Genomic DNA, 12,330 nt, shown 5'->3' with positions numbered 1-12,330 from the left:
AGATTTATATCTGGGCCTTTTATTCTTTTATAAATTAGATTTTTAGTAATCTAACTTTCTTAAATAATCTAACTTCATTTGCCAGATATCTAATTCATTCTTAAACTCTTGAATTCCTTTTCTTACATTTTGAACTAAAGGATTATCTTCTGTTGCATTAGAAATAAAACTTAAGTTATTCTCTAACTGTTGCATTTCTCTTACAGTTTCTGTAATCTTTTTACGGATAAAGAATTGTTCGCTATCTAATTTTCTATAATCTTCTTGAGCTAAATATCCACCCACAACATTCTTGAACTTCATTAGCTCTATCTCTTCTCTACCTAAATTTAATTTTGCTAAACTTGCATCTACAGCTTTATTAAATTTACCATCTAAATGACGTGCATTTCTTGGTAAAGAACCTAAAGCTCTCCATTTTTGAATGTACTCTTGAACTTGTTCTACAGTTAGGCCTTCTAATGCTTTAAAATCTTCTAAAAACTTCTTCTTTTCTACAACAATAGCTTCTTGTTCTTGACTTACACCATCTCTATGCGCATTTAAACGATCGAAATAAGCATTACATGCAGATTTGAAACGATTCCAAATTTCATCAGAATACTTACGCGGTACATGTCCAATCTTTTTCCAATCAGACTGTATACGTTTCATTGTATTTGTTGTCGTTTCCCAATCTTCACTATCCTTTAAACTTTCAGCTAATTCTACCAACTCCATTTTCTTCTTCAAATTATCAGTTTGAGAAGACTTTTCTTGTTTGTAGAATGTATTTTTAGCCGTATTGAAACGTTTTGTTGCTTCTTTTAATTTCTGCCAAACAACTTCACTTTTATTGTATGGTAACTTACCTGCATCAAAATATTGCTTTCGTAAAGCTTCTACTTCACGAATACTTTTTTGCCAATCTTTATGTGTTTGATTTTTAGAGAAATCGTAATTATTAATCTTTTCTACTATTATCAATTTAGCATCGATAATTTCTTGATGTTTAGATCGTAAATCTTTGTAATAATCGTGGCGTTTGTCATGCAATTTTTTAGTCACATCACTAAAACGATTCCATACATCTTCTCTAAACTCTCTATTTACAGGACCAACATCTTCCTTCCAAATCCTATGTAATTCCTGTAATTCTTTAAAAGCAACATTTACATCTTCTACTTCTAATAAAGATTCTGCTCTTGCGATTAACTTTTGTTTCTCTTCTAAATTGTGTTTAAAATCTAACTCCCTAAAATCTTTATTAAGATGTAATAAATCATAAAAACGTTCTACATGATGATGGTAAATTTTCCATGTATCATTATAACGATCTCTAGGAACCGCTCCAATTCCTTTCCAACGCTCTTGAATTTTTTGAAATTCATTATACATTGTTCTAGGATCTGCATTTTCTATCAACGATTTTAATTCATCAATAATAATATTACGCTTCTCTAAATTATCTTTAAGTTGATTTTCTATTTGTGTATAGTAAGCATCTCTTTTTTCTTTATACTCTCGTAAAAGTCCATTATATTCAACCTTTACAGGACTAGAAAACTGAAAATCGATAGAATTACCTCCTTCAGCTAAAAACTCTTCCTTTTTTTGAGATAAAAGTTTACCAAACTTTACATTAAACGCATTTTTAATTTCATCTGCATTATTCTTGATAAGCTGTACGGGATGATTTTTTAATAGTTTCTTTAATTCTACTACTAATTGTTCCAATTCCATTGCATTATAGTCTAGCATTGGAATTTCTTCTTTTTTCTCATCTTTTTCAGAATTCTCGGCTACCATATTCTCCACTTCGTTAATCGCAGATTGTGTAGCTTCAGAAACCGTTTCTTTGTTTGTTATAGCTTCAGTAGAATTCTCCTCTGTACTTTTATCTTTATTTTCTAACATATTAAAAATGTTTATAGTTCCATTTGATTTCGAACATAAAGATAAGGAATATTGAATATATCTTGATTCTAAATAAGCGAATCCTTCTATTTATAGAAAAAAAAGATATTAGTTCCAGATTTTCCAAGCCTTTTCAGCTTGTAACTCTAACATTTGTAAACCATTTTTGATTGTTGCTCCATTTTCTTTTCCTGACTTTAAAAAAGCTGATTCTGCCGGATTATAGATTAAGTCGTAAAGAATATGATGCTCTCCTATATATTGATAAGGAATATTGGGTTTCTCTGTAATATTTGGTGAAGTTCCTAAAGGTGTGCAATTTATAATTACTAAATGATCTTCTACTACTGTTTTATTTAAATCATTATAACTAAACATAGTTTCATTTTTAGCTTTTCGAGAAACAAAAGCATATTCTATGTTTAACTTTTTTAATGCATAAGCAATCGCTTTGGAAGCACCGCCTGTTCCTAAAATTAATGCTTTTTTATGCTTTTCTTTCAATAATGGTTTTAATGAATTTTTAAAACCATAATAATCGGTATTGTATCCTTTAAGTTTTCCTTTCTTGGTTATTTTAATGGTATTTACTGCTCCTATTTTTTTAGCTTTTTTATCAACTTTATCTAAAAATGGAATGATTTCTTCTTTATACGGTATTGTTACATTCATACCTATTAAACTAGAATTATGTTCTTTTAAAACATCGTCTAATTCGTTGATAACTGTAAGGTCGAAATTTACATATTCATGATCATGTAAATCTAACTTTTCGAACTTTTCAGCAAAATATCCTCTAGAAAATGAATAGGAAATATTTTTACCTATTAATCCGAATAATTTCTTATTTCTTTTTTCTTCCATAAAAATCGATTATTAAAATAAGTGCTATTCCTGTTATTATAAAACCAATTGTAATCCAAGTTTCTGTTAATTGAAAATCTGGAATAAATCGTTCGTAATTTTCTACAATTTTGTTTCCTTTACTATCAAACAAAAACTGACTATTTTCTTGTTTGTAAATGGTTTTTTTCCAAGGCCATACAATTCCTAGAGAACCACTAATAAAACCAATAATAACAGCTGTAACTATATTTTTATAATGCTTTAACACATAGCCTAAAACATGAGAAATAGATACTAAACCAAAAGCTGAACCTAAGGTAAAAACAGATATAATTTTCAGATATCTAACTTTAACAGCATCTTTAAATCCTGAAAAATCACCAGAAAACATATTGGCAATTACTCCTCCTAGTACGTTGACACTATCTACTAATAATAAAACGTAGTTCCCTAAAAGAATAAGAATAAAAGAACCTGATAAACCTGGTAAAGTCATTCCAGAGACACCAATAATTCCACAAAGAAAAACAAACCATAAGTTATCGTTCTCTTTTGCTGGTGTCATAAAACTTATTGCTAAACCTATGCTGGCACCTATAAGTAATGAAATTACACTTTTAAAATTCCAATTTCCAAAATCTTTAGAAATGTAATAAATGGAACCTATGATCATTCCAAAGAACCAAGCCCAAACATAAAGTTCATAATTCTTAAGAAAATAATCGAGTACTAGAGAAACACTAAAATAACTAAATGTACTTCCTAGCATTACCCAAACTAAAAATTGAAAATTGGTATATCTGGCGAAGCTTTTAAACTTTCCGCTAAACAATAACTTAAAAGCTGTTTTATTTATGCGTTGAAAAGTAAAAATTAATTCTTCATAAAATCCCATAACAAAAGCAACCATTCCTCCAGAAACTCCAGGAACTTTATTAGCTCCTCCCATGGTTAAACCTTTTAAAAAAAGATTAAGTTTCTCTAAGAATGTTCGTTCCTTGTGCATAAGGTCTAATTTACCAATAATTACTTTTTAACAGCTAATTTTTCTAAAAGAATAATTAAACTAAAACCAATTATCGATAAAATTATTGCATAAAGTAATTGTGGATCTCCTTCGAATGAAAATGGAGAAATAGATAATTCATTAAAGGCTTCTTTTTCCCCGTGAGAGTTTGTTCTGTAGGTTAACACTTTCTTCCAAGGCCAAATTTTATTTAAAGAACCTATTATGAAACCTGTTAATGCAGCTAATGTGTAATTTTTATAATTTGCAAATAACCATTTTAAAACTCTAGAGAACGATAATAATCCAACTATCGACCCTAAAGCCACAAAAGAAATAGTTACAAAATCTCTTGAACTTACTGCGTTTAATATTGGTTTATAAGCTCCTAATAAAACTAAGATGAAAGATCCAGAAATTCCAGGTAAAATCATAGCACAAATTGCTATTGCTCCAGATAAAAACAAGAATAAATTAGAAGAACTTTCTGATACTAGTGGTGGTAATGTTGTTATTATGTAAGCTGCAACTGCGGCAGAAACTAATAATACAAAAGACAAAACATTCCACTTCTTAATTTGTTTCCCTATATAAATAACACTCGCCAAAACTAAACCGAAGAAAAAAGACCAAACTAAAATGGGTTGAGTTTCTAGTAACCAAGAAATTATTTTAGCCAACGACAAAACACTTATAAAAATCCCAGAGAAAAGTGCTAATAGAAAATTCCCATTTAATTGCTTCCAAGCTGTTTTGAAACCTTCTTCTTTTAAAGTTTTAAATAAACTTAAGTTTATATTACTGATTGATTGTAATAACTCTTCGTAAATTCCTGAAATAAATGCTATTGTTCCTCCTGATACTCCTGGAACAACATCTGCCGCTCCCATTGCCATTCCTTTTAAAGCTAAAACTATGTAGTTTTTAGTTGTTCGGCTCATTCTTTGATTTTTGTAGTGTCTTTTTTCTTTTTGAAGTTTATTAACTTACTTCTCTTTACAATAATACTATCTTTTTTCTCTTCTTTTTTCTTTTTCTTCTTCTTTTTCTTCAATCCTAATTTCTCACCTAATTCTCCTAAAGTATTGAAATTAACCTGATAAGACAATCCTAAACCTTGCGTATAACCTTCATTTTCAACATCGAACTGAATATCATTTGGTTTATTAAAAAATGTTCCTCTTAAGGTACCTTCTTCATTTAGTAAAACTTCAACTTTAACATCTACAACACTAGTTTGTGTACTTGCACCAATAGGAACTCCTAAAGCTCCGTTTACTAAAACTCTATCTGAAATTTGAGTAGAAAATGATAAATCTACTTGATCGTCTATATTATTTTGAAGTTGTTCTACATTTGTTCTATCTCCTTGTGTATACCCAACTCCTACTTTAAACTTACTATCTTCTCTGTTAATTACACTAGATAAAATATTTGAAGCTACTTGAGCCGCAGTTCCTGTTAATCCAGCAGATGCGCTATTACCTATATTTTCTTCATTATAAAATGTACCAAATGCCATTAAGAAAGTAAAATGTTGCATCTTGGTATTGATATCATTTTCATTTAGTTTAAACTCTAATTCGGAAGCTACTGTTGAATTTGCATTTGGAATTTTAATATCAAACTCTTGTTTAGAGTCGAATAACCCTCCTGTGATATGTGTATATAAATCTATAGGAATTTTTCTTGTTGAGTTGATATTATCTAACAATTGAGCTGGATTTGCTTTTGTTTGATAAATGGCTGTAAGATCTAACTGTGCTTTTAAAGGATCTCCTGTCCAAGAAATTGTACCTCCGCGTTGTACTTCAAAAGGTTTACTTATAATTCCTCCATATTTAAAGTTATAAATTCCATTATCGATAGTAATTGCTCCATCCATAATAAACTTTCCTCGAGTATCAATCTCTATGTGTAAGTTTCCATTTCCACTTCCCTTTAAATCACTTCCTGAGACTTTATCTATTACAACTTGAGCAACTGCGTCTTTTGTAACTTCTAAATCAAAATCAAGATTAACACCTTTAATTTTTTCAATACTAATTTCTTTTTCATCTACTTCTTCGTTTGTTTTGAAACGAATTAATTTATAATTATCTATTGTAGTTACGTCATTTAATGGAATTACAAATAAAGTTCCTTCTTCAGTTCTCCCATTTACTTTAATACTTAAATTACTAGTTAATCCCCTAATTCTAGCATTTCCTCTAATAAACCCTTTTCCGTAATATGGAATATCTTCTGCTTCTTTAGTATCTAACACTAATAAATTTGGTGTATCTAAATCAAGTTTTAAATACCATTGTTCAAAATTACTATGAGTGATTGTTCCGTTTAAATACCCTTTAGTATCGTATTTAGTATCTTCAATAATGATATTGTTGATGTAGAATGTTTGATTTTCTAATTTGATCTTTGTGTTTTCAATAAGATCAAAATCAATATTTAAGTATGGAAATGTTAAACCAGATTCATCTAGCTGTAACTCTCCTTTAAAATTAGGATTGTATGCTAATCCTTTTGCAGTAAAATCTCCGGATAAACGACCTCTAATATTTGAAATTACTTCTCCACCAAAATCTGTAAAACCATTTAATTCGTATTGATTAAAATTGACTTTAAGATCGACTTGAGGTTCTTTAGTTTTTGTAAAATCTAAACCTCCGGTAATTTTTACGTTATCGAAATTATAATCGCGTAAAGAAACATCTACATTATATTTATTTAAAGAGTTTTCACCTTCTATTTTTGCTTTTAAAGTACCTTGAGAGAAATCATTCACCAAAATATCGTTGATTACAATATCTGCTATAGGTTCTATTTTTCCTTCCTCTTCTTTTAAACCAACATTCCCATTTAACAAACCACCTAGAGTTAAGCCTTCCATTTCTGGCAAAAAACTTTGTAGTTGTACTTCTTTAAAACTAGCTTTAATATCTTTTTGATTTTCACCAATTACACTTCCTTCAAAATCTATCTTTTGTTCACCAGATATTAATTGAAAAGGACTGAATCTGTAGATATTTTCTTTAATATTAAATGCTAACTTATTATTCTTATCTGCTTTCGGATTAATGATCCAATCAAAATTATTGTGATTGAAAGTTGATTTTTGTAAACCAACTACAGATTCATGAGCTTCATCAATAGTGTAGAAAAAGTTTAAATCGTAACTTTCTTTTTCCTTTTTCCCTCCTTTAAAAATTGATTTAAAAAACAATGTATCATTTGCAGTTCTGTTTACTAAATTCAATTTACTTATATCGTAATACTTATTGGCTATTTTTTGAGCTGTAAGATGAGTGTTATATAACTTATTCTTATTATCAACTCTTAAGATAATATCAGTAATATCATTTTCATAAGCACTGATATTTGGTGAGGAAAAAGTTAATTTAACAGAGTTTTTATCTGAATTAATTCTTCCTTTTATTCTTGTATTTTTTCCTATAGATATTTGAGGCAGAAAAATATCTACGATTTGATTATAGATTGTAAAATCGAAATTTAAAAATTGATGTTTTTCTACATCTATAGGTTCGTAATTTGTATATACACTACCTAATGCATTTTGAAAAACTGGTAAAATATCATTAAAGTAAAATTTCCCTTCTAATTTACCTTTAACTATATCTGTAGAGTTAACTTCTATAGTTTTAATGCTATCTTTTACTGAAGAATTAATACTGAAATCTTTAAAAGAAACTGTTTTTTTTTCATTCTTATACACTAAATCTTCGAAAGTTGCTTTACCTACAATATCATCAAATGTATTTCCTACAACATCTAATTGAATTTTTCCTTTCAGTTCCGATATACTATCACGATCGAAAAAATTTGTTTTTCTTAAATCCAACTTATCAATATCTGCAACAAAATCGAACTTATGTATTTCTGAAGAAAAATCTGCTAATCCTTTAAAATCTAATTTAAAATTTTCATCACTAGATTGTAGATATCCATCAAATTTTCTGTTTTGAAATTGCCCGTTTACATTTAAATCCTTGTAAGAATACCCTCTGAAATCTAAACGTGTTACTTTACCTATAATAGAAGAATTGATATTTTCAACATTAAAACCGCTTCCTTGAACATCTGCCTTTAATGATACTTTTTGTAAATCTTCATTTTCTGCAAATCGTCCTAAATCAAAATCAATAAACTCAATAACTCCATCATAAGTTGCGTTATCTATCTCATCGATATTCGTAAATAATAAATCTGAAACTGTACTACCTAGTTCAGAATCTAAACTTAAAGTAGCATCCATTTGATCTGGAGTTAAGTTTAACAATCCAGATAAAGAGAAGTTACCAATTCTTTTAAAATTACTAGGTAATGTTTTTCCTAATACATTGGGTAAAATACTCTTTAATTGATTGTAATTTGAAGAAACCTTAACTATATCTGCATCAAATAAAAATCCTCTACTTGAATTAAATGCATTAACAAATCCCATGTCTCCACGGATAATCATTCCGTTTTTTGAATACATGTTTATATTATTTGCATTGAAATTATTTAATGTACCTGTAGCAGAACCCGTAAAAATTAATTTATCATTTCCTCTTAACTCTCCATAAAATTTATTCACATCTTTAACTGCGAGTGTGCTTTTTTTAAAGTCAGCTTTTATATTAACTTTATCTGTAAAACTTGCTAAATCTTTCCTCTTGTAATTAAATACAATATCAGTTTTTAAAAATGAGCCATTATCAGTTTTAATAGTAGTATTTTTAAAATCCATTTTAGTTTTACTATAGAAGAAATCAGTTGTTAAGTTTGTTACATTTACACCTCGATTATCCGTTAAAAACAATCCTCGAATATTGGCATAAACATCTGGACCAACTACTTTAAAATCTTGAATACTACCTCCTGCATTATAAGCAGCATACTGTAATGGATCTTTCTTATTTTCATCTGAAATTTTATAATTCAGATTATCTAAATAAATATTTTTTGCTTTAAGTGTAAATGGATTCTTGCTTTTTTTACCATCGTCTCCTTCTTCAAAACTTTGAATAAAAACTGCTAGATTGTCTTCTTCTTCTCCTTTATATTTTTTCATATAAAAATGAGCTCCAGACAAACTAACATCACTTAAATCTACCTTATTATTGACTACTTTTTTTGCATTTTGAAGTGAAGTTTTAAGGTTTTTTACAAAGATCAAAGTATCATTATGATGATCTCTAATTTCTATATCTTTCAATTGAACATTACCTAAAAAAGATAAATCAATTCTTTTTATGACAATGTTTGTTTTAAAATCATCATTAATTCGCTTTGTCGCAATTTTTGCCAACTTACTTTGAACAGCGGGAATAGACAAAACTATTACGAGAAGTAATAAAAGGACTGCTAAGACTCCTACAATTCTAACCGCTATTTTCCTAACTCTTCTAATGATATTGACCTCCTAATTTTTCAGAAAGAAACTACAAAAATTCTGCCTTATTGCAAAGAAACGTCAATTTTAACGAATATCTAACGTATTATGAATATTTTTGCACTGATAAATCCAAACAGTTTTGAGCGAAAAATCTATTTATATTTTAGGTATAGAAAGTTCTTGTGACGATACTAGTGCAGCTGTAATTCATAACGGTAAAGTTTTAAGTAATGTTGTGGCAAACCAAGAAGTTCATGCTAAATATGGTGGTGTAGTTCCTGAATTAGCTTCTAGGGCTCATCAACAACATATTGTTCCAGTGGTTCAACAGGCAATAGCACAGGCTGGAATTACAAAATCTGATTTAAGTGGTATTGCTTTTACAAGAGGTCCTGGTTTAATGGGGTCACTTCTTGTAGGAACATCTTTTGCCAAATCTTTAGCACTAGGTTTAAACATTCCTTTATTGGATGTAAACCACATGCAAGGCCATGTTTTAGCACATTTTATAGAAGAAGAAGGTAGTAAAATTCCTCCTTTCCCTTTTATCTGTTTAACCATTAGTGGTGGACATACACAGATTGTGAAAATTTCGAATCATTTTGAAATGGAAGTACTTGGTGAAACTATAGATGACGCTGTTGGAGAAGCCTTTGATAAATCTGCAAAAATTTTGGGATTACCTTATCCAGGTGGACCTTTAATTGATAAATATGCAAAGGAAGGAAATCCTAAAGCGTTTGCTTTTACACAACCAAAAGTTGGGGATTTAGAGTTTAGTTTTAGTGGTTTAAAAACTCAGATCTTATATTTTGTTCAAAAAAATGTAAAAGAAAATCCGAATTTCGTAGAAGAAAATTTGGTTGATATTTGTGCTTCTATACAACATACGATTGTAGAAATATTAATAAAGAAATTAAAAAACACTGTAAAACAAACTGGTATAAAACATATTGCTATTGCTGGTGGTGTTTCTGCAAATTCTGAAATTAGAAAACGACTACAATTAGCGGAAAAACATTGGGGATGGACAACTTACATTCCTAAATTTCAATATACAACTGATAATGCTGCTATGATAGCTATAGTTGGCTATTTAAAATATTTAAACAATGATTTTGCAGATTTTTCTGTTTCTGCAAAAGCTCGTTTAAAAGTAACAGAATAAAAAAACTACTTTACAAAAATGTAAAGTAGTTTTTGTTGTTGTAATATTATTTTTTTTACTCTTTATCTTGCTTCCAAGTTTGTAATGCTTTTACAGCTTCATCAGTGTAATCAGTAAATAATCCATCTACACCTGCATTAAAAAACAAATGATATTCAGTTTCTGGGTTTCCTCCACTCCACTGTGTGTTTTCATTTCTAAATGTGTAAGGATGTACTTGTAAATCGTAATCATGAGCCAAATCAATGAAGTTTGTTGGTTCTAAAACTGTAATATTATTAGCGTCTGTCTTATAAGAAATAATAAAAGGTTTCCATGGTCCAATTCCATCGGCATAACTAGCTGTAAATTCCATTCCTTCTTTGGTTGTAAAAAACTCATATGTTCTTTGATCTCCGTTTACAAAAAAATCATAAGGAGAGCCATAAGAAATAAAATCTCCATCTGGTACATTAAAATCTAGAGATCCGTCTTGATTAATATTATAAGTTGAAATTAACTGTACTAACTTCACAGGCGATTTTGTATTTATATATTGTAATGGTTCAACTTCAAAACACTGAACAAAAATTGCAGAATCAAATGTATTGTAATCATTCTCTTTTAAAACTTTGATTAACTCATCTTCCATGTAATGCGCACCAAAAACTTCGTTATGGAAATACGGATGTTTAATTTCTGGATAAATTCCAATAGTTCTACCTGTAGTTTGTGTTTTCGTTTTTGCTAAAGTAATTACCTCTTCAAATGTTGGAATATCAAACTGGTTATCAAAATTAGTTGGTCTTCCTGCGTAAGCTTGTTTTGCTTTTAATTGCTTGATTTGTACTAAGGTAAAATCTATAGCAAACCAATCGGTTACCATTTTACCATCTAAGTTTTTTGTTGTTTTTAAGTTAGCAAATGCTTCTATATCTGCTACGTTAGTGGTTCCAGATAACATTGGCTCATGCCTAACAATTAAATGACCATCTTTCGTTAAAACTAAATCTGGTTCAATAAAATCTGCTTCTAATTCGATTGCTTTTGTGAAACCTTCAATCGTATGCTCTGGTAAAATAGATTGTGCTCCTCTGTGAGCAATAATTAATGGTCTTTTTTCGCTGTCGTTGTCATTGTTATCATTATCATCTGAACAAGATGTAAACATGCTAATAGCTAGAACAGCTATAGGAATAAATTTAAATAGATTCATTTTGGGACTAATTTTTAATTCGCCCAAATAACAAAATTTAGCATTCATTCAAGTTAAGATAAAATCACCCTATTTCAATAAAAAGTTAAAGAGAATATTATGAACTTTATAAGATTGTTAAGTCATATTTTTTAAAAAATTTAGAAAATAAAAAATCCCACACGATTTGTGCGGGATTTGTAAAATTATAATTTCTAAATAATTTTTATTTCTTTGTTTTAATAGAGCATCCGATAGCTTTAGTTTGTGTTTTTGTTGGCATATCACCATCTATTAAACTTAAAATTGCTTCTTCTACATACTTAACACTAGCATTACTTGCATCTCTTGCATTGTTGTCAATTGCTCCAATGTAAGATAAAATAAAGTCTTTCTTTTTTCTTTTTAAAATAAAGGTATGAGGTGTTTTAGTAGCACCAAATTTTGGATACACTTTTTGTCCATCATCGAATAAATATGGAAAAGTAAATCCTTTTTCTTTAGCTCTTACTTTCATAGATTCATAATCATCTCCCTGAGATACACTAGGATCATTTGGATTTATTGCTACAACAGGAAATCCCATTTCCTTATAAGTCTTGTCTAAGGCTATAATTCTATCTTCATACATTTTAGAATACGGACAATGATTACATGTGAATATCACTACTACTCCACTAACATTGTTATAGTCACTTAAAGAAACCATTTTACCGTCGATATTTTTTAGCGTAAAGTTATCTACCTTATCTCCTATTTTGTAAGCTCCTTCATCTTTAACTGTAAAAGCTACACTTACTAAAAGTACAAATAAGGCAAAAACTGATTTAAAAGTTTTCATA

At 29.1% G+C, this 12,330-nt stretch carries 8 protein-coding genes; 1 reads left to right on the top strand and 7 read right to left on the bottom strand.

Going from position 1 to position 12,330, the window contains the following annotated elements; all coding sequences use genetic code 11:
- Positions 1-42: 42 nt before the first annotated feature.
- The 5 genes from Q1A46_RS18875 to Q1A46_RS18855 all read right to left on the bottom strand — a co-directional run bounded on the left by Q1A46_RS18875 (position 43) and on the right by Q1A46_RS18855 (position 9,059).
- Positions 43-1,896: a DUF349 domain-containing protein gene (locus Q1A46_RS18875; RefSeq protein WP_299682762.1), complete on the bottom strand. Its 1,854-nt coding sequence runs from the start codon at positions 1,894-1,896 to the stop codon at positions 43-45.
- Positions 1,897-2,004: 108 nt separating this feature from the next.
- Positions 2,005-2,760, bottom strand: coding sequence for a shikimate dehydrogenase (locus Q1A46_RS18870; RefSeq protein WP_299682759.1), 756 nt, complete (start codon positions 2,758-2,760; stop codon positions 2,005-2,007).
- Positions 2,741-3,748 (bottom strand): DUF368 domain-containing protein, encoded by a 1,008-nt coding sequence (locus Q1A46_RS18865; protein WP_299682756.1) that lies wholly within the window; start codon positions 3,746-3,748, stop codon positions 2,741-2,743. Before Q1A46_RS18865 ends, Q1A46_RS18870 begins: the two co-directional genes overlap by 20 nt.
- 20 nt (positions 3,749-3,768) lie before the next feature.
- Positions 3,769-4,689, bottom strand: coding sequence for a DUF368 domain-containing protein (locus Q1A46_RS18860; protein ID WP_299682753.1), 921 nt, complete (start codon positions 4,687-4,689; stop codon positions 3,769-3,771).
- Positions 4,686-9,059 (bottom strand): translocation/assembly module TamB domain-containing protein, encoded by a 4,374-nt coding sequence (locus Q1A46_RS18855; protein ID WP_299682750.1) that lies wholly within the window; start codon positions 9,057-9,059, stop codon positions 4,686-4,688. Before Q1A46_RS18855 ends, Q1A46_RS18860 begins: the two co-directional genes overlap by 4 nt.
- A 226-nt stretch (positions 9,060-9,285) precedes the next feature.
- On the opposite strand from Q1A46_RS18855, the gene tsaD reads away from it, so the two are divergent.
- Positions 9,286-10,314, top strand: a complete 1,029-nt coding sequence (gene tsaD / locus Q1A46_RS18850) for a tRNA (adenosine(37)-N6)-threonylcarbamoyltransferase complex transferase subunit TsaD (RefSeq protein ID WP_299682747.1) — start codon at positions 9,286-9,288, stop codon at positions 10,312-10,314.
- Positions 10,315-10,369: 55 nt separating this feature from the next.
- Here tsaD and Q1A46_RS18845 read toward each other — a convergent pair whose 3' ends face one another.
- Both Q1A46_RS18845 and Q1A46_RS18840 read right to left on the bottom strand, forming a co-directional pair.
- Positions 10,370-11,509, bottom strand: a complete 1,140-nt coding sequence (locus tag Q1A46_RS18845; protein WP_299682744.1) for a glycerophosphodiester phosphodiesterase — start codon at positions 11,507-11,509, stop codon at positions 10,370-10,372.
- Between the two features lie 205 nt (positions 11,510-11,714).
- On the bottom strand, positions 11,715-12,329 hold the full coding sequence (locus tag Q1A46_RS18840; RefSeq protein ID WP_299682741.1) for a thioredoxin family protein: 615 nt from the start codon (positions 12,327-12,329) through the stop codon (positions 11,715-11,717).
- Between the last annotated feature and the right edge of the window lies 1 nt (position 12,330).

Origin of the sequence: uncultured Tenacibaculum sp., assembly GCF_947502995.1 — a bacterium.
Lineage (GTDB): Bacteria > Bacteroidota > Bacteroidia > Flavobacteriales > Flavobacteriaceae > Polaribacter.
This window is presented reverse-complemented; position numbering and strand designations above follow the sequence as displayed.

Bases quoted from the DNA above. Each gene is read 5' to 3' on its own strand.
- Q1A46_RS18875 (WP_299682762.1), bottom strand. From the start codon at position 1,896: ATGTTAGAAAATAAAGATAAAAGTACAGAGGAGAATTCTACTGAAGCT.
- Q1A46_RS18870 (WP_299682759.1), bottom strand. From the start codon at position 2,760: ATGGAAGAAAAAAGAAATAAGAAATTATTCGGATTAATAGGTAAAAAT.
- Q1A46_RS18865 (WP_299682756.1), bottom strand. From the start codon at position 3,748: ATGCACAAGGAACGAACATTCTTAGAGAAACTTAATCTTTTTTTAAAA.
- Q1A46_RS18860 (WP_299682753.1), bottom strand. From the start codon at position 4,689: ATGAGCCGAACAACTAAAAACTACATAGTTTTAGCTTTAAAAGGAATG.
- Q1A46_RS18845 (WP_299682744.1), bottom strand. From the start codon at position 11,509: ATGAATCTATTTAAATTTATTCCTATAGCTGTTCTAGCTATTAGCATG.
- Q1A46_RS18840 (WP_299682741.1), bottom strand. From the start codon at position 12,329: ATGAAAACTTTTAAATCAGTTTTTGCCTTATTTGTACTTTTAGTAAGT.